At 70.2% G+C, this 18,244-nt stretch carries 16 protein-coding genes; 12 read left to right on the forward strand and 4 right to left on the reverse strand.

Annotated elements, in window-relative coordinates; translation table 11 throughout:
• Positions 1-121 precede the first annotated feature (121 nt).
• From acnA to BSB02_RS06690, 7 genes are all read left to right on the forward strand, one after another.
• Positions 122-2,893, forward strand: a complete 2,772-nt coding sequence (gene acnA / locus BSB02_RS06655) for an aconitate hydratase AcnA (RefSeq protein WP_084957790.1) — start codon at positions 122-124, stop codon at positions 2,891-2,893.
• A gap of 724 nt (positions 2,894-3,617) precedes the next feature.
• Positions 3,618-4,025, forward strand: a complete 408-nt coding sequence (locus tag BSB02_RS06665; protein ID WP_084957917.1) for a helix-turn-helix domain-containing protein — start codon at positions 3,618-3,620, stop codon at positions 4,023-4,025.
• Complete coding sequence (locus BSB02_RS06670) at positions 4,022-4,516, forward strand: DUF6941 family protein (RefSeq protein ID WP_084957792.1); 495 nt, start codon at positions 4,022-4,024, stop codon at positions 4,514-4,516. Before BSB02_RS06665 ends, BSB02_RS06670 begins: the two co-directional genes overlap by 4 nt.
• Before the next feature lie 377 nt (positions 4,517-4,893).
• Positions 4,894-5,814, forward strand: coding sequence for a GerMN domain-containing protein (locus BSB02_RS06675; protein ID WP_084957793.1), 921 nt, complete (start codon positions 4,894-4,896; stop codon positions 5,812-5,814).
• A gap of 125 nt (positions 5,815-5,939) precedes the next feature.
• Positions 5,940-6,266 (forward strand): YciI family protein, encoded by a 327-nt coding sequence (locus BSB02_RS06680; protein ID WP_240506247.1) that lies wholly within the window; start codon positions 5,940-5,942, stop codon positions 6,264-6,266.
• 5 nt (positions 6,267-6,271) lie between these two features.
• Positions 6,272-7,522, forward strand: coding sequence for an RNA polymerase sigma factor (locus BSB02_RS06685; protein ID WP_084957795.1), 1,251 nt, complete (start codon positions 6,272-6,274; stop codon positions 7,520-7,522).
• Positions 7,523-7,738: 216 nt separating this feature from the next.
• Positions 7,739-8,458: a sulfite exporter TauE/SafE family protein gene (locus tag BSB02_RS06690; protein ID WP_206184541.1), complete on the forward strand. Its 720-nt coding sequence runs from the start codon at positions 7,739-7,741 to the stop codon at positions 8,456-8,458.
• A 3-nt stretch (positions 8,459-8,461) separates the two neighbouring features.
• Here the strand turns inward: BSB02_RS06690 and BSB02_RS43395 are convergent, their stop codons facing one another.
• The 3 genes from BSB02_RS43395 to BSB02_RS06705 form a co-directional block, all read right to left on the reverse strand.
• Positions 8,462-9,130 carry a neutral zinc metallopeptidase gene (locus tag BSB02_RS43395; protein ID WP_084957796.1) on the reverse strand — a complete coding sequence of 223 codons (669 nt, stop codon included), beginning with the start codon at positions 9,128-9,130 and terminating at the stop codon, positions 8,462-8,464.
• A gap of 112 nt (positions 9,131-9,242) precedes the next feature.
• A complete protein-coding gene (locus BSB02_RS06700; protein ID WP_084957797.1) occupies positions 9,243-10,040 on the reverse strand; it encodes a neutral zinc metallopeptidase in 798 nt (265 codons plus the stop codon).
• A gap of 78 nt (positions 10,041-10,118) precedes the next feature.
• Complete coding sequence (locus tag BSB02_RS06705; protein WP_084957798.1) at positions 10,119-10,976, reverse strand: neutral zinc metallopeptidase; 858 nt, start codon at positions 10,974-10,976, stop codon at positions 10,119-10,121.
• A 132-nt stretch (positions 10,977-11,108) separates the two neighbouring features.
• On the opposite strand from BSB02_RS06705, the gene dxs reads away from it, so the two are divergent.
• On the forward strand, positions 11,109-12,995 hold the full coding sequence (gene dxs, locus BSB02_RS06710; protein WP_084957919.1) for a 1-deoxy-D-xylulose-5-phosphate synthase: 1,887 nt from the start codon (positions 11,109-11,111) through the stop codon (positions 12,993-12,995).
• Here dxs and BSB02_RS06715 read toward each other — a convergent pair.
• Complete coding sequence (locus BSB02_RS06715) at positions 12,992-13,396, reverse strand: hypothetical protein (RefSeq protein ID WP_084957799.1); 405 nt, start codon at positions 13,394-13,396, stop codon at positions 12,992-12,994. The two genes, dxs and BSB02_RS06715, sit on opposite strands and share 4 nt — an antisense overlap.
• Before the next feature lie 56 nt (positions 13,397-13,452).
• Between BSB02_RS06715 and BSB02_RS06720 the strand changes: the two genes are divergently transcribed.
• From BSB02_RS06720 to BSB02_RS06735, 4 genes are all read left to right on the forward strand, one after another.
• Positions 13,453-14,922 (forward strand): amino acid permease, encoded by a 1,470-nt coding sequence (locus BSB02_RS06720; protein ID WP_084957800.1) that lies wholly within the window; start codon positions 13,453-13,455, stop codon positions 14,920-14,922.
• A 115-nt stretch (positions 14,923-15,037) separates the two neighbouring features.
• Entirely contained in the window at positions 15,038-16,150 is a 1,113-nt protein-coding gene (locus BSB02_RS06725) for a sugar ABC transporter substrate-binding protein (RefSeq protein ID WP_084957801.1), read from the forward strand.
• A 91-nt stretch (positions 16,151-16,241) separates the two neighbouring features.
• On the forward strand, positions 16,242-17,015 hold the full coding sequence (locus BSB02_RS06730; RefSeq protein ID WP_084957802.1) for an ATP-binding cassette domain-containing protein: 774 nt from the start codon (positions 16,242-16,244) through the stop codon (positions 17,013-17,015).
• Positions 17,012-18,238: a sugar ABC transporter permease gene (locus tag BSB02_RS06735; RefSeq protein ID WP_084957803.1), complete on the forward strand. Its 1,227-nt coding sequence runs from the start codon at positions 17,012-17,014 to the stop codon at positions 18,236-18,238. Before BSB02_RS06730 ends, BSB02_RS06735 begins: the two co-directional genes overlap by 4 nt.
• The last annotated feature ends 6 nt before the right edge of the window (positions 18,239-18,244 follow it).

Consider the following 18,244-nt stretch of genomic DNA (forward strand, 5'->3'; position numbering starts at 1 on the left):
AGATATCTTGACGTCGAGACACCCGCTGCAACCTGTCGGTTAGGGTGACCTAACGTCAGACGTGCGCTCCAGGTGCGGCAGGATTTGACTGAGCACTGGCCCATGGAGGAGGCGAATCACCGTGTCCGCGAACAGCTTCGGCAGCCGTGACACGCTACGCATCGGCGATGCGTCGTATGAGATTTTCCGGCTCGACGCCGTCGAGGGCTCGGCGCGCCTGCCGTACAGCTTGAAGATCCTGCTGGAGAACCTCCTGCGCACCGAGGACGGCGCCAACATCACCGCCGACCACATCCGCGCGCTGGGCGGCTGGGATCCCAACGCCAAGCCGAGCGTGGAGATCCAGTTCACCCCGGCCCGCGTGATCATGCAGGACTTCACCGGCGTGCCCTGCGTGGTCGACCTGGCCACCATGCGCGAGGCCGTGCGCGAGCTGGGCGGCGACCCCTCCAGGGTCAACCCGCTGGCGCCCGCCGAGCTCGTCATCGACCACTCGGTGATCGTCGACTACTTCGGCAACCCCGACGCCTTCCAGCGCAACGTCGAGCGGGAGTACGAGCGCAACCGCGAGCGCTACCAGTTCCTGCGCTGGGGCCAGACCGCCTTCGACGAGTTCAGGGTCGTCCCGCCCGGCACCGGCATCGTCCACCAGGTCAACATCGAGCACCTGGCCCGCGTGGTGATGACCCGCGACGGGAAGGCCTACCCCGACACCTGCGTCGGCACCGACTCCCACACCACGATGGAGAACGGCATCGGCGTGCTCGGCTGGGGCGTCGGCGGCATCGAGGCCGAGGCGGCCATGCTCGGCCAGCCGATCTCCATGCTCATCCCGCGCGTGGTCGGCTTCAAGCTCACCGGCGAGCTGCCGCCCGGTGCCACCGCCACCGACCTGGTGCTGACCGTCACCGAGATGCTGCGCAAGCACGGCGTCGTCGGCAAGTTCGTGGAGTTCTACGGCGAGGGCGTGGCCAGCGTCCCGGTCGCCAACCGCGCCACGATCGGCAACATGAGCCCCGAGTTCGGCTCCACCTGCGCCATCTTCCCGATCGACGGCCAGACCATCGACTACCTGCGCCTGACCGGCCGCAGCGACGAGCAGATCGCGCTGGTCGAGGCGTACGCCAAGGCCCAGGGCCTGTGGCTGGACCCGAGCGCGCCGGAGCCGGTGTTCTCGGAGTACATCGAGCTCGACCTGTCCACCGTCGTCCCGTCGATCGCCGGGCCCAAGCGCCCGCAGGACCGCATCGCGCTGTCCGACGCCAAGCGGGCCTGGCGCGCGGCCGTCAAGGACTACGCCAAGCCCGAGGACTTCGGTCCGGCCGACGAGGCCTCCGACGAGTCCTTCCCGGCCTCCGACTCCCCGGCCGTCGGCCACGACGGCCCCGCCGACCAGCCGCACGCCGCCAGGCTCAACGGCAACCGCCCGCACAAGAAGGTCCCGGTCACGCTGGCCGACGGCACCTCCTTCGAGATCGACCACGGCGTGGTCACCATCGCCGCGATCACCTCGTGCACCAACACCTCCAACCCCTACGTCATGCTCGGCGCGGCCCTGCTGGCCAAGAACGCCGTGGAGAAGGGCCTGAACCGCAAGCCGTGGGTCAAGACCTCCCTCGCCCCCGGCTCGCAGGTCGTGACCGGCTACTTCGAGCGGTCGGGGCTCCAGCCGTACCTCGACAAGATCGGCTTCAACCTGGTCGGCTACGGCTGCACCACCTGCATCGGCAACTCCGGCCCGCTGCCGGAGGAGATCTCCGCGGCCGTCCAGGAGCACGACCTCGCGGTCACCGCCGTCCTGTCCGGCAACCGCAACTTCGAGGGCCGCATCAACCCCGACGTGAAGATGAACTACCTGGCCTCGCCGCCGCTGGTGGTCGCCTACGCGCTCGCGGGCACGATGGACATCGACTTCGAGACCGAGCCACTGGGCGTCGGCAACGACGGCCGGCCGGTCTACCTGCGCGACATCTGGCCCGCGCCCGAGGAGGTCGCCGAGATCGTCAACGCCTCGATCGACCGGGAGATGTTCGTCCGCAAGTACGCCGACGTCTTCAAGGGCGACGAGATCTGGCAGACGCTGCCCGTCCCGACCGGCGACACCTTCGAGTGGGACCCGGCCTCCACCTACGTCCGCAAGCCTCCCTACTTCGAGGGCATGCCGGAGAAGCCCGAGCCGGTGCGCGACATCCGCGGCGCGCGGGTGCTGGTCAAGGTCGGCGACTCCGTCACCACCGACCACATCTCGCCCGCCGGGTCCATCAAGGTCGGCACCCCGGCCGCGCAGTACCTGCAGGAGCACGGCGTCGAGGTCAAGGACTTCAACTCCTACGGCTCCCGCCGCGGCAACCACGAGGTGATGATCCGCGGCACCTTCGCCAACATCCGCCTGCGCAACCAGATCGCGCCCGGCACCGAGGGCGGCTACACCCGCGACTTCACCCAGGACGGCGGGCCGGTCACCTTCATCTACGACGCCTCGGTCAACTACCAGGCCGCGGGCGTCCCGCTCGTGGTGCTGGCGGGCAAGGAGTACGGCTCGGGCTCCTCGCGCGACTGGGCGGCCAAGGGCACGGCGCTGCTGGGCGTCCGGGCGGTCATCGCGGAGTCCTACGAGCGCATCCACCGCTCCAACCTGATCGGCATGGGCGTGCTGCCGCTGCAGTTCCCCGAGGGCGCCTCGGCCGAGTCGCTGGGGCTGACCGGGGAGGAGGTCTTCGACATCGTCGGCGTCGAGGAGCTCAACTCCGGGACCATCCCCGCGACGGTGAAGGTCAAGGCCGGGGACGTCGAGTTCGACGCGGTGGTGCGCATCGACACGCCGGGTGAGGCCGACTACTACCGGCACGGCGGCATCATGCAGTACGTCCTGCGCTCGCTGCTGGCGAAGTAACTCCTTCACGACTACCTGCCCGCCCACCACCCACCCCGGTCTGCTGCGGCCAGCCGTCGCAGGCGGTGCGGGTGGTGGGCGCGCCGCTGTTTGATACTGCGGCGGGTGTCGGCGGCCTCCGCCAAGCACGCAGCCGGGACACGACATGGATCTCGAGGCGTCCCGTACGCGCTATGGAAGAAGGCCACCCAGAGCCTCAACCAGGCCGTATCAAGGCTGATCCACCTGGTGAGCCGGAGGCAGGTTCCGATCTCGGTCATAGATCTGCGCGTCTCCCTGCCTACCGATAGATTCGGTGCGCTCACGAGGCGTGGACGCAGGGAGGCGTGGCGCGACGGAGGAGGCCGGAGTCACGTGGATCTTCTATACCACCGCGTCTGGGCGTGAGGTCGTCAAGGAGGAGATCAAAGACACTTTGGGGCAGGGGCCGCCCAGGAAGGAGCTGGGCGCGCTGATGACTCGCATCTCGTACGGCAGAGCGTTTCCGCGGGATGTGAATGCTCTTGGAGACGGCTTGCTGGAAGCGCGTCTCAGCAACGAGGGCAATGAGTATCGCCTTTACTACGCTCATGGTCCCAAGGGACAGGCGGTCTTGCTGGGGCTTGCCTTCCATATGAAGGGCGGCCGAGGGGCTCAGGACCGAGTCATTGCCGTTGCTCGTAAGCGGCTGGCCGACTGGTTGGGGAGAATATAAGGTGAACCCGATACGAGGAGGCTGGCTGTGATGGACCCTCACATCGCAGAACTGCTAGACATCGATCTGGCAGACCCGGAGGTCCAGCGTGAGAACGCGGCGATCGAGCGGGACATGCTGCTGATCGAGACCCTGGTTGAGATCCGCAAGCGCCGTCGTCTGACTCAAGCAGAGGTCGCCGAGCGGATGGGTCGCAGCCAGCCGGCGGTATCGGACTTCGAGCGCCTCGGGGGCGACCCCCACCTCTCAACGATCCGCCGATACGCCCTTGCTGTGGGAGCGGACGTGTATCACTACGTCGTAGCCCACGGTGAGGCGGCACGGACAAGTTCGACCCCAGCGAAGATCAACCTCCGCGATCCCGGGGTGATCAGTCAGCCGACGCCTACGTCAACGTTTGGGACGATCAACTTCGAGCGCAAGCTGGCGGCGCTGTGATCGAAGGGTTCCTCGTCCTGGCCGACTCCGCCAGCACCGATCAGGCGACCTCGAAGGTCAACCTGCTCGGCGCCGGGTGGTCGCTGACGGGACCGGTCATACCGCCGGCCGCCATCGCCGGATTTCTGCGGATCCCGTGGAACGAAGCCGTTGATGAGGCACGTTTCCAGCTTCGACTGGTAGACGAGGATGGCAATGACGTCAAGGTGCCCACAGTCAACGCGGGTCTGCGTCCTGTGGTCATAGAGGGAAGCATGGCCCTGGCCAACGCCTCACCGGAGAACGAGGTGGCCAGGAAGGTTCCCCTCACGCTCAGCTTCGCCATGACGATTCCCTCGCTACCTCTGACGCCGGGTCGGGCGTATCGATGGATCCTCGACGTGGACGATGTTGAGGTCGCGTCAGCGCAGTTCGCAGTGCGGCCTGAGAGCAGGCACGAGGAGCTTGAGAACAAGCGCGACGAGACAGCCCTCACCCCTGAGGATGATTGACCTTGAAGGAAGGGAATGCGCTTTCGCTGGCGTCGGTAGTGCCCTGATCGTGTACCGAGGCCGTACGCGGGCGGTAGGTGGGCGGCTCTTTGCCGCCTTCCTCCCCGTCCCGGGCTCGGACGGGGTGGAGGAGCGGGCCGCCGGCGTGCCACGAAAGCCCGGATCCGTGACCCCCACGGCGAGGGTCCGAGCGGCGTGATCTTCCCGCCTGCCACTCTGGTACGGCACCGCCCCACCCAGGGCGTGCCACCGGGGAGCCGCCGCCATGGCGCGAACAACCTGGGCCTTTCGTGCATCCAACAGAGTGCCGGCGTCACGGTCAGGGCCGCCCCGAGCGCCGGCGCGCAGCACCCATCCTCTTCTCCCAGGGGCCGGCCATGAACCAGCACACTTCTCCGCCCGGCATCCGGCTCGTCGCCCGGATCCTCACCAGCCTGATCGCGCTTCTCGCCGTCGTCGTCGTCGCGGCGGCGCCGCCGTCGGCCGCCGCCCGCGCCCCCGGCATCCCGACGCTGGTCGGCATCCGCGCCGCGCACCACGTCGGCTTCGACCGGCTGGTGTTCGAGTTCCGCGGCGGGCTGCCCGCCCATCGCAGCGCCCGCTACGTGTCCCAGGTGCGCCAGGACGGCTCCGGCGCCCCACTGGCCCTGGCCGGCGACGCCTTCCTCCACGTGCGCTTCTACGACGCCGTCGGCCACGACGACCGGGGACGCGGCACCTTCGGGCCCACCAGGCGCGCCTTCGCCCTTCCCGGGCTGGTCCAGGTGGCCACCGCCGGGGACTTCGAGGCCGTCCTCAGCTTCGGCGTCGGCGTGGCCCGCCGCACGCCGATCAAGCTGTTCACCCTCGCCGAGCCGGATCGCGTCGTCATCGACATCGCGACGCCGTACCGCACGGTGGCGGCGCGGGCCTACTTCCTGGACTCGCGGAGGTTCGCCAAGGGCGAGGAGCCCGCGGTCCGGCCGGTGCTCCGCCCGGTCGTCGCGCCCGCCACCGCCCGCGGGGCGCTGCAGCGGCTGTTCGCCGGGCCCACCGCCGGTGAGTACGCCGCGGGCCTGCGGCTGGTGACCTCCAAGGCCACCGGGTTCGCCGGGTTGACGATCAAGGACGGCATCGCGCGGGTCCGCCTGACCGGCGGGTGCGCCGCCGGCGGGTCGACGGTGTCGATCGCCTCCCTGATCATGCCCACGCTCAAGCAGTTCCCCTCGGTGCGCTGGGTCAAGATCTACGATCCGCAGGGCCGTACGGCCAGCCCGACCGGCCGCGTGGACTCCCTCCCCGCCTGCCTCGAACCCTGAGGCCCGAAAAAGTCCGGGAAAATCGGGGAGCGGGTGTCCATGCGACCGGGTCCCGTTCGTAGTGATGGCAGACGGCGGCTCCGCCGTACGGGAACCGGGAAGACGGGAGTCGGATCGTGAAGTACATGCTGCTGATCCAGAGCGCCACCAGCCAGCCCAGCGAGCCCTGCGCGGTCGAGGAGTGGATCGCCTACGACAAGGCCGTGCGGGACGCCGGGATCTGGGTGTCCGGGCACTCGCTGGCGGACCTGACCACGGCCACGACGGTCCAGGTGGACGAAAGCGGCGACAGGGTGGTCACCGACGGGCCGTTCGCCGAGACGCGTGAGGTCCTGGGCGGCTACTACGTCATCGACGTGCCGGACCTCGACGTGGCGCTGGACTGGGCGGCGCGCTGCCCCGGCGCCCGCGGGGGCGGCGCGGTCACGGTGCGGCCGGTGGCGGAGTTCTGAGCCGCATGGACGAGACAGCCGCCGGGGCGTCGGCGGCGGCGGTGTTCCGGGAGGAGCGGGGGCGGCTGCTGGCCGCCCTCGCCCGCCGGTTCGGCGACCTGGACCTGGCCGAGGAGGTCGCGTCGGAGGCGATCGAGGCGGCGCTGGTGCGCTGGCCGGTCGACGGCGTCCCGCCGAACCCGGGGGCCTGGCTGATGACGACGGCCCGCCGCAAGGCCGTGGACCGGCTGCGGCGGGACCGCGCCTATGCCGCGCGGCTGGCCATCCTGCAGGTCGAGGCCGATCGCGCCGCGCCGGCGGCGGACGGCGGCGGCGAGCTGCCGGACGAGCGGCTGGAGCTGTTCTTCACCTGCGCGCACCCGGCGCTGGCGGCCGAGGACCGCGCCGCGCTGATGCTGCGGTGCCTGGCGGGGCTGAGCACGGCCGAGGTCGCGCGGGCGTTCCTGGTCCCGGCGGCGACGATGGCCAAGCGGATCGTGCGGGCCAAGCAGAAGATCCGCCAGGCGCGGATCCCGTTCCGGGTGCCGGGCGCGGACGAGCTGCCGCAGCGGCTCTCCGTGGTCCTGCAGGCCGTGTATTCGATCTTCACCGAGGGGTACGCGGCCAGCGCGGGCCCGGACCTGCAGCGGCTCGACGTGGCCGAGGAGGCGATACGGCTGGGCCGCATCCTGTGCCGGCTGCTGCCCGGCGAGCGGGAGGCGACGGGGCTGCTGGCGCTGATGCTGCTGGTCCACGCCCGGCGCGAGGCGCGCACCGGACCGGGCGGCGAGCTGGTCCTGCTGGAGGACCAGGACCACACCCGGTGGGACCGCGCGATGATCGAGGAGGGCGAGCGGCTGGCGGTCGCGGCGCTGAGCGGCGGCCCGCCCGGCCCCTACGGGGTGCAGGCCGCGATCGCCGCCCTCCACGACGAGGCCGCGGACGTTGCCTCCACCGACTGGCCGCAGATCGTGGCCCTCTACGACGTGCTCATGGCGCTGGCGCCGTCGCCGGTCGTGGCGCTCAACCGGGCGGCCGCTGTCGCCATGCGCGACGGCCCGCAGGCGGGCCTGGCGCTGCTCGACGAGCTGGCCGGCGAGCCGCGGCTGCGCGGCCACCACCCCTACCAGGCCGCGCGCGGCGACCTGCTGTCCCGGCTCGGCCGGTACGGCGAGGCCGCGGCCGCCTACCGGGAGGCGCTCGCCCTGGCGGGCACCGAACCCGAGCGCGCCCACCTGCGCCGCAGGCTGCACGACGTATCCGGCCCATCGCACTGAGGGGGCTCCGGCCACGGGCCGTGACGCGGTTCCCGCGCGGGCGGAGGCCGCCCGGCCCTGCCTCGCCGGCCGGGGCTCGGGCGCCGTGCGAGCGGAGGCCGCGCCGTACGCCGGAGGCCGCGCTGTGTCACCGGACGCGGCGAACCCCCGCCCCCGCGCTCCGGGCATGAGGCCCACTGTGCAGGTCGGGAATGCCGGCCTCTAGGGTCGCCAACCATGGAGTGGATCGACCTGGTCGCGGCGGGTACGGCGGTGCTGGCCGGGGCGGTCGTCCAAGGCGGCGTCGGCTTCGGGCTGGGCCTGATCGCCGCGCCCGTGATCGCCATGCTGGACCCGGGCCTGATGCCCGGCGCGATCCAGATGGTCAACCTGACGCTGCCGATGTTCACCCTGGCCGTCGAGTGGCGCAGGATCGACTGGCGCGGGCTGGGCTGGGCGCTCCTGGGGCGGGTGCCGGGCAGCGGGCTGGGCGCCCTCGTCGTGGTCCACGTGTCCGCCCAGACCCTCGGTGTGTTCGTCGGGCTCATGGTGCTGGCGGCCGTGGGCCTGACCGCCCGGACGCTGTCGGTGCCGCGCAACGGGGCGACCGTCACCGGCGCCGGCTTCGTGTCGGGGATCACGGGGACCGCCACGGGGATCGGCGGCCCCCCGATCGCGCTGGTCTACCAGAGCGCCAAGGGGCCGCAGATCAGGGCCACGCTGGCGGCCTTCTTCCTGCTGAGCGCGGCCCAGTCGCTGGCGATCCTGTGGGCGGTGGACCGGCTGCCCGCCAGGGCGGTCCTGGCGGGCCTGTCGCTCGTGCCCTTCATGGTCGCCGGGTTCCTGCTGTCCGGGCCGCTGCGCCGCTACCTGGACGGCGGCCGGGTCCGCGGCGCCGTCCTGCTGGTCGCCGCGGCCTCGGCGGTCGCCCTCATCGGGCAGAGCGTCCTGCGGTAGGGGTCAGCGGACGCTGGAGCTGCTCGCCGTCCAGGTGTTGCAGGCCGCCAGCGAGCCGTTCCTGTACCCGCGGTCGTGCCAGCGCGCCAGGTTCGCCGAGGAGCCGTGGAGCTTGTCGGACTTGGCGGACGCGATCGCGCCCACCCACTCGTCCCACCCCAGCTCGCCGTTCAGCGAGTCGAAGGAGGCGGAGAAGAACACCCCGGCGAAGCAGTCGGCCTGCATCTCCAGGCGGCGGCTGAGCGCGTAGTAGGTGGGGGTGTTCTGCCCGGCCCGCCACACCATCCGGTTGTAGGTGTCGAGCATGCCCGACAGCTTCTGCGCGTGGTGGCCCATCTCGTGGGCGACCGTGCGCACGAAGGCCAGCCGGTAGGGGTTGCGCAGCTCCCGCTTGGTGATGTTGATGGCGAAGGTGCGCTGGTCCTGGCAGTAGTGCGCGCCGGTGTAGTAGATCTTCCCGCAGACCGAGTTGCCCGACGTGGTCAGCTGGATCTTGGGCTTGGTGTACTTCAGGCCGGCGGCCTTGAAGCGTGCGGCCCAGAAGCGGTTCACGCAGGAGGTCGCGGCCAGGTAGAAGCGCTTGAGCGACGCGCCGCTGCCGCGCTGGATCTGCGGCAGCGAGCACGCCAGCGAGGGCGTGGTGCCCGAGCGGTAGAGCCGGTTCTTGGCCAGGACGGCGGGCGGCGCCGCGCTGACCGCGCTCGCGGCGGCGGGGCTCGCGGAGACGGCGTCAGCGGNTGAGCGCGCCCACCGCCGTGACGAGGAGACGAAGTCGCATGACGGTTCAGCTCACTTTCGACTTCGGCGCCGACCAGGTGTTGCACGAGCCCGGGGCTTCGCCGTTCCAGCCGCGCTTGAGCCAGTACTCGGCGTTGCTGCCCTTGCCGTGCGAGGCGGAGTCGACGCCGCCCATGAGGATTTCGGAGATGAAGCGGAAGTCGTAGTCGGACCGGCCGAGCGAGCGCCACACGCTGCCGATGAACGCCGCGCCGAGGCAGTCGGCCTGCAGCTCCATCCGGCGCAGGTCGGGCAGGAAGGCCTTGTCGTCCTTGTACTTCCTGGCCGCGATCACGTCCATCATGCCGGTCAGGTTCTGCACATGATGGCCGTACTCGTGCGCGAGCACCGTGAACAGGTACAGCTCGGGCTCCAGGTCGGCCTGGAACATGCCCACCAGCACGCCCTTGTCGAGCAGGACCGTCATGGTCCTGTCGGCGGGGCAGTACACGGCCTGGGCGCCCCTCGGGAACTTGCCGCAGCGGCCGATCGGCGAGCCGACGTTGGCGGTCACCTTGAACTTCGGCTTGGAGAAGGGCAGGCCGGCCTTCTCGAACTGCATCGCCCAGGACTTGTCAAGGCATTCCAGGACGAATTCCAGGTACACCCGGGCGCCCTCGTAGTCGTCGGGCGGGACCGGCTGCTCGGGGCACTCTTTGAGCTCCAGCTTGCCGGTCTTGTAGATCGGGTTGTCCACGAGGGCGGCCTTGCCCTTGGGCACCGGGGTGGCGGACGCGGGACTGGACAGTAAAGCGGTGCAAAGCGCCGCGACACCGCAGATCAGTGCCTTAAGGGGGATTCGCATGGCACGGCACCTTATTAGGTAGGTAAAGCCGCCGCAAAGGCGCCGTGCCGGATGTCGGGCGATCTTCCCGGGCGGGCGTCAGGCGACCTGGCGCGCGCCGGCGGTCCAGGTGTTGCACGCGCCCGGCGCGCCGTAGGCGAAGCCACGCTTCATCCACGCCGCCTGCGAGGCGCCGGTGCCGTGGTCGTTCTGCGGGAAGATCTCGCCGCCGTGCTGGCGGAACCAGTTCACGACCGCGTCCCAGTCGTCCTGGCCGACCGGCAGCGTGTCGGCGTGGACGCTCATGAACACCGATGAGAAGCACTCGGCCTGGAGCTCGGCGCGGCGCGACAGCTGCAGCGCGGCCGACTTGCCCGCCCGGCTGCGGACGGACCAGTAGTACGACCAGATGCCCGCCATCTGCTGGACGTGGTGACCGTACTCGTGGGCCATCAGCCGGGTGATGCCCACGGGGAAAGGCCTGCGCAGGTCCTGCTTGGTGATCAGCATGTACATGGTCTTGTTGGCCGAGCAGTACAGGCCGGAGGCGCCGCTGAGCCAGGGCCCGCAGGGGGTGCGGACCTTCTTGGTGACGATCAGCAGGCGCGGCTTGCTGAAGGCCAGGCCGGCCTTCTTGAACTGGCTGGCCCACGACTTGTTGAGGCAGTTGGTGACCCGCTGCAGGAAGCGCCGGTAGGCGGCGGTGCTGCCGGCGGGCAGGTCACCGGGGGAGCACTGGGAGTCGGCCAGGCGGCCGGTCTTGTAGAGGGGGTTGGCCGTGGCGGCCGCCTTCCCGGTGGGCGGGGCGGCCAGCGCGGGGGCCGCCGTCCCGGCGGGCGGAGCCGTCAGCGCGGCGGCGGGCTGGGCCGCGGCGCTCGCCGTACCCGTTCCGGCCAGGCCGACCACCAGACCGGCGACCACAAGTGACGTGAGGGACTTAACGGGATTTGTGCGCATAGTGTGCAAAACAATAGGTCAAGATCTGTCAACTTCGTGTGGATTTCGGGCGGACGGGCCACCGCACCGGCCACGAACTAGACTCGGTCTGCTGACGTGTCGCGAGCAGAGGGGACTGATTCCGTGAGCGAGCTGCTGGCCTCGATCAGGGGACCGCGTGACGTCAAACGGCTCGGGGTGGAGGAGCTTCCAGCACTCGCAGGAGAGATCCGTGACCTGCTCATCGACTCCTGCGCCCGCGCCGGCGGCCACCTGGGGCCCAACCTGGGCGTGGTGGAGCTGACCATCGCGCTGCACCGGGTCTTCGACTCGCCCCGCGACCCGATCATCTGGGACACCGGCCACCAGGCCTACGTGCATAAGATGCTCACCGGCCGCAGCGCCGGCTTCGACCGGCTCAAGCAGGAGGGCGGCCTGTCCGGCTACCCCAGCCAGGCCGAGTCCGAGCACGACTTCGTCGAGAACTCCCACGCCTCCACGGCGCTGAGCTACGCCGACGGCCTGGCCAAGGCGTTCAGGCTCAAGGGCGAGACCGACCGCACGGTGGTCGCGGTGATCGGCGACGGCGCGCTCACCGGCGGCATGGCCTGGGAGGCGCTCAACAACATCGCCGACGCCAGGGACCTGCGCGTCGTCATCGTCGTCAACGACAACGGCCGCTCCTACTCGCCCACGATCGGCGGCCTGGCCGCCCATCTGTCCAACCTGCGGGTGAGCCGCCGCTACGAGGACATCCTGGAGTTCGTCAAGGACAAGCTCGGCAACGTGCCGCTGGTCTACGACGCCCTGCACGGCTTCAAGAAGGGCGTCAAGGACATGATCGCCCCGCAGGTCATGTTCGAGGACCTCGGGCTGAAGTACGTCGGCCCGATCGACGGCCACGACGAGCAGGCCGTGGAGGCCGCGCTGCGCAAGGCGCGCGACTTCGGCGGCCCGGTGATCGTCCACACGGTCACCCAGAAGGGGCGCGGCTACGCCCCGGCGGAGAACCACGAGGAGGACCAGTTCCACTCGCCGGGCGCCTTCGACCGGGCGACCGGCCTGGAGAAGCCCAAGGGCCGCATCTGGACCAACGTCTTCAGCGAGGAGCTGGTCAAGATCGGCCGCGAGCGCGACGACATCGTCGCGATCACCGCGGCCATGCTCCACCCGACGGGGCTGAACGAGTTCGCCGACGCCTACCCCGACCGCATCTTCGACGTCGGCATCGCCGAGCAGCACGCGCTCACCAGCGCGGCCGGCCTGGCGCTGGGCGGGCTGCACCCGGTGGTCGCCGTCTACGCCACCTTCCTCAACCGCGCCTTCGACCAGCTGCTCATGGACGTCGCCCTGCACCGGCTGCCGGTCACGGTGGTGCTGGACCGGGCCGGCGTCACCGGCGACGACGGCGCCAGCCACAACGGCATGTGGGACCTGTCGATCCTGCAGGTGATCCCCGGCCTGGAGATCGCCGTCCCGCGCGACGGCGAGCGCCTGGCCGAGCTGCTCAGGGAGGCGGTCGCCAAGGACGTGCCGACCGTGCTGCGCTTCCCCAAGGGCCCGGTCGCCCAGACGCTGGAGGCGGTCGGCAAGCTCGGCGGGATGGACGTGCTGCGCTCGGCCGCCGAGGCGGGCGAGCCCGACGTGCTGATCGTGGCCGCCGGGCCGATGGCGCACGCCGCCATGGAGGCCGCTGTGCTGCTCGACGCGCAGGGCATCTCCACCACGGTGGTCGACCCGCGCTGGGTCAAGCCCCTGGACGCGACGCTGGCCACGGCCGCCGCCGCGCACCGGCTGGTGGCCGTGGTGGAGGACAACGGCCGGGTCGGCGGCGTGGGCGACGCGGTGGCGCGGCTGCTGCGCGACCACGACGTCGACGTCCCGGTGCGCACCTTCGGCATCCCGCAGCGCTTCCTCGACCACGCCAAGCGGGCCGCCATCCTCGCCCAGGTCGGCCTGACGGGGCAGGACCTCGCCCGCGACATCACCGAGGCGGTGGCCAGGCGCAGCGCCCCGGTCGAGACGCCGGCCGAGCGTTAGCCGGAGGACACCCGGGGGCGGAGCGCCCGGCCGGCGGCCTTGGAGACGGCCACGACGACCACCACCACGGCGGCCAGCACCGGCAGGAGCCAGTCGGCGTGCTCCCAGCGCCGCCGCCCGACGCGCCGCCCGAGCCTGCTGTCCTTCAGGCGCGAGCCGTACCGCCTGCCCAGCCAGTGGCCGCCCGTGGCACCGGCCAGGCAGGCCAGCACCGCGACGACCGCCGGCGCCACCGCCTCGGCCGGGCCGTCGGCGGTGGTGCCGGACAGGATCAGCAGCCAGTCGCCCGGGATCACCAGCCCGACCGCGACCGAGGCGTCGAGGGTGAGGAAGACGAAGACCAGCGGCCAGACGACGGCCGGGGGTTGCCGGGTGACGAACTGGAGCAGGTCATTCAGCATGACCGTTCCCCCTACCCCGTAGGAATGATCACTCACGGTGTGGGCAGGACCACCCCGTGGAGATCTTTCGTACCAAGAGTGTCGAACAGTCCATCAGGGACACCGAGGAGCCCGAGCACCGGCTGCTCAAGAAGCTGTCGGCGCTGGATCTCACGGTCTTCGGCATCGGTGTGATCATCGGCACGGGCATCTTCGTGCTGACGGGCCTGGCGGCCAGGAACACCGCCGGGCCCGCCGTGGCGCTGTCGTTCGTGGTCGCCGGCATCGTGTGTGCCCTGGCCGCGCTGTGCTACGCGGAGTTCGCCTCCACCGTCCCGGTCGCGGGCTCGGCCTACACCTTCTCCTTCGCGACGCTGGGCGAGTTCCCCGCCTGGGTGATCGGCTGGGACCTGATGCTGGAGATGGCGCTGGCCGCCGCCGTGGTCGCGGTCGGCTGGTCGGGGTACTTCACCTCGCTGCTGGCCACGGCCGGCATCCCGGTGCCGCAGGCGATCGCCGACGCCGACGCGGGCGTGATCAACGTGCCCGCCATGGCGATCATCGCGATCCTGACCGCGATCCTCGTCCTGGGCATCAAGCTGTCCGCGCGCGTCAACCTGGTCATCGTCGTGATCAAGGTCGCGGTGGTGCTCCTGGTGATCCTGGTCGGGATGTTCTCCATCAACGCCGCCAACTACAGCCCGTTCATCCCGCCCGCCAAGCCGACCCCGGCCGTGGAGGGGCTGGGCGCGCCGCTCATCCAGGTGCTGTTCGGCATCACCCCGGTGGCCTTCGGCGTGATCGGCATCTTCTCCGCCGCCGCCGTCGTGTTCTTCGCCTTCATCGGCTTCGACATCGTCGCCACGGCCGCGGAGGAGACCGTCAACCCCCAGCGCGACCTGCCGCGCGGCATCATCGGCTCGCTGGCGATCTGCACGGCGCTGTATGTGGCCGTCTCGATCGTGGTGGTCGGCATGCAGCACTACACCCAGCTCAGCGAGACGGCGCCGCTGTCGGACGCCTTCAGGGCGGTGGGGCGTCCCTGGATCGCCTCGCTGATCAGCCTCGGCGCGATCGCCGGGCTGACCACGGTCGTGATGATCCTCATGCTGGGCCAGACCCGCGTGCTGTTCGCCATGTGCCGCGACGGGCTGCTGCCTCGCGCGCTGTCGGTGGTCAGCCCGCGCTTCGGCACGCCCGTGCGGTCCACGCTCCTCGTCGGCGCGGTCTCCATGGCGCTGGCCGGCTTCATCGACCTGGGCGCCCTGGCGGAGCTGGTGAACATCGGCACGCTGTTCGCGTTCGTCGTGGTCTCGCTCGGCGTGATGCTGCTGCGCCGTACCCGGCCGGATCTGCCGCGCGCCTTCCGCACGCCGTTCATGCCGGTGGTGCCCATCCTGTCGGTGCTGGCGTGCGTGTACCTGATGCTCAACCTGCCGGTGGAGACCTGGCTGCGGTTCCTGATCTGGATGGTTGTCGGCGTGGTGCTCTACTTCGCCTACGGCTACTGGCACAGCCGGGCGTCCCGCGCGCCCGTCATCAAGTAGCAAATATGTTATCTCGGACAACAAAAGTTACCGTCCTGTGTCTATCCTCTCCCTTCGCCGTGGCCTAAGTTGTGCGAAACAACATTCAACCCCCCTTGAGAAAGGCCCAAGCGTCATGCGCAAGGGAATCTTCGGCATCGGCGCCGCCGCCGCGGCGCTCACCCTCGGTCTGTCCGCCTGCGGGGGACAAGGCGGGGACACCACGGCCGGGACGGGCGCCTCCCCGGCCGGCGGAGGGAAGCAAGGCAAGATCGGCGTCATCCTGCCCGACAGCAAGTCGTCGGCCCGCTGGGAGACGGCCGACCGCAAGTACCTGGAGGAGGCCTTCAAGGCCGCGGGCGTGCCGTACGACATCCAGAACGCCCAGGGCGACAAGAACAACTTCCAGACCATCGCCGACCAGATGCTCACCAGCGGCGTGACCGTCCTGGCGATCGTCAACCTCGACAGCGGCACCGGCAAGGCCGTGCTCGACAAGGCCAAGGCCCAGGGCGTGGCCACGATCGACTACGACCGGCTCACGCTGGGCGGCAACGCCGACTACTACGTCAGCTTCGACAACGTCGCCGTCGGCAAGCTGATGGGCGAGGGCCTGGTCAAGTGCCTGACCGACATGAAGGCCAGCAAGCCGGTCGTGGCCGAGCTCAACGGCTCGCCCACCGACAACAACGCCACGCTGTTCAAGCAGGGCTACGACAGCGTGCTGCAGCCCAAGTACGACTCGGGCGAGTACGTCAAGGGCCCGGACCAGTCGGTGCCCGACTGGGACAACGCCCAGGCCGGGACCATTTTCGAGCAGATGCTCACCCAGCAGCCGAAGATCGCCGGCGTGCTGGCCGCCAACGACGGCCTCGGCAACGCCGCCATCTCGGTGCTGAAGAAGAACAACCTCAACGGCAAGGTGCCGGTGACCGGCCAGGACGCCACCGTCCAGGGCCTGCAGAACATCCTCAACGGCGACCAGTGCATGACGGTCTACAAGGCGGTCAAGAAGGAGGCCGACGCGACCGCCCAGCTGGCCATCGCGCTGGCCAAGGGCCAGAAGCCGGCCGCCACCGGCTCGGTCAAGGACACCGAGACCGGCAAGGACGTCCCGGCCGTGCTGCTGACCCCGGTGGCCATCTTCAAGGACAACGTCAAGGACGTCGTGGCCGACGGCTACGTCTCCAAGGAAGAGCTGTGCGCCGGCGAGTTCGCCGCCAAGTGCACCGAGGCCGGAATCAGCTAGTTTCGTCCCGTACGGCTACCGCGGGCTGGTCAGCGGCGCACACGCCGCGTACAACTGCGGTAGCCGTGCATTCTCCAAGGAGCAGCCACAAGTGTCCTCCCAGGCGCCCGTACTGGAGCTACGCGGGATCGACAAGAGCTTCGGCCCCGTGCAGGTCCTCCACAACGTCGCCTTCTCCGCCTACGCCGGAGAGGTGACCGCACTCGTCGGCGACAACGGAGCCGGCAAGTCCACCCTCGTCAAGTGCATCGGCGGCATCCACCCGTACGACTCGGGGGAGTACTACTTCGAGGGCAACAGGGTCCAGGTCAACAGCCCCAGGGACGCCGCCGCCCTCGGCGTGGAGATCGTCTACCAGGACCTCGCCCTGTGCGACAACCTCGACATCGTCCAGAACATGTTCCTGGGCCGCGAGCGCAAGAGCGGCCTGGTCCTGGATGAGGCCACCATGGAGGAGATGGCGGCCAAGACGCTGGCCGGCCTGTCGGTCCGCACGGTCAAGTCGCTGCGCCAGCACGTCTCCAGCCTGTCGGGCGGCCAGCGGCAGACCGTGGCCATCGCCAAGGCCGTGCTGTGGAACAGCAAGGTCGTCATCCTGGACGAGCCCACCGCCGCGCTCGGCGTGGCCCAGACCGCGCAGGTCCTGGAGCTGGTGCGCCAGCTGGCCGACAAGGGGCTGGCGGTCGTGCTGATCTCGCACAACATGAACGACGTCTTCGCGGTCTCCGACCGGATCGCGGCACTCTACCTGGGCAGGATGGCGGCCCAGGTCAAGGCCAGCGAGGTGACCCACTCGCAGGTCGTGGAACTGATCACCTCCGGCCGCAGCGGCGAGCTCGGCCTGAAGAACGGTGCGGCGACATGAGCACACAGACGTTGCCACCCAAGACCGAAGCGCCGGTCATCGTCCGCGAGTACGTCGACCGCGTCCGCGGCGGCGACCTGGGCGCGCTGCCCGCCGTCCTCGGGCTGGTCGTGCTGACCGTCGTGTTCTCGGCGTTCCAGCCGATCTTCTTCTCTCCCGGCAACTTCGCCAACCTGCTCACCCAGGGCGCGGTCTACGTCGTCATCGCCATGGGCCTGATCTTCGTGCTGCTGCTGGGCGAGATCGACCTGTCGGCGGGCTTCACCAGCGGCGTCTGCGCCGCCGTCCTGGCGATCACGCTGACCAACATGGGCTGGCCCTGGTACGCCTCGGTGGTGGCCGCCATGATCACCGGCGCGGTGATCGGCCTGGTGCTCGGCACGCTCGTGGCCAAGATCGGCATCCCGTCGTTCGTGGTGACGCTGGCCGCCTTCATCGCCTTCCAGGGCGTGGTGCTGCTGCTGCTCAAGCAGGGCACCAACATCTCGGTGCGCGACCCCACGATCGTGGCCATCGCCAACAGGAACCTGCCGCCGTGGCTGGGCTGGCTGATGGCCGCCGTGACCGTGGCGGGCTACGCCGCCGTCCAGCTGGCCCAGGCGCGCAACAGGGCCAGGCGCGGGCTGCCCACCACGCCGCCGCTGCTGCTGGCGGCCCGGGTGGGCGGGCTCGCGCTGGTCGTCGGCCTGGTCGTCTACGTCCTCAACCTCGACCGCGGCCGGGCCGTGGTGCTGCAGGGCGTGCCGATCGTCGTGCCGGTCATCCTGGTGCTGTTCCTGATCTGGACGTTCGTGCTGCGCCGTACCGCCTTCGGCAGGCACATCTACGCGGTGGGAGGCAACGCGGAGGCGGCCCGCCGGGCCGGCATCTCCGTGGACCGGATCAAGATCGCCTGCTTCGTGATCTGCTCGTTCATGGCCTCCATCGGCGGCATCATCGCCGCCTCCCGCGCCAACTCCGTCGACCCCAACACCGGCGGCAGCAACGTCCTGCTGTTCGCCGTCGGCGCGGCGGTCATCGGCGGCACCAGCCTCTTCGGCGGCAAGGGCCGGGCGCTGGACGCCATCCTCGGCGGCGCGGTGGTCGCGATGATCGAGAACGGCATGGGCCTGCTCGGCTACGGCGCCGGCCAGAAGCTCGTGGTGACCGGCCTGGTCCTGCTGCTGGCGGCCAGCGTCGACGCCCTGTCGCGCAAGCGGGCCGCCGCCACCGGGCACCGGTAGGGTGGA

It is taken from the genome of Thermoactinospora rubra, assembly GCF_002093975.1.
GTDB classification, from domain to species: domain Bacteria; phylum Actinomycetota; class Actinomycetes; order Streptosporangiales; family Streptosporangiaceae; genus Nonomuraea; species Nonomuraea rubra_A.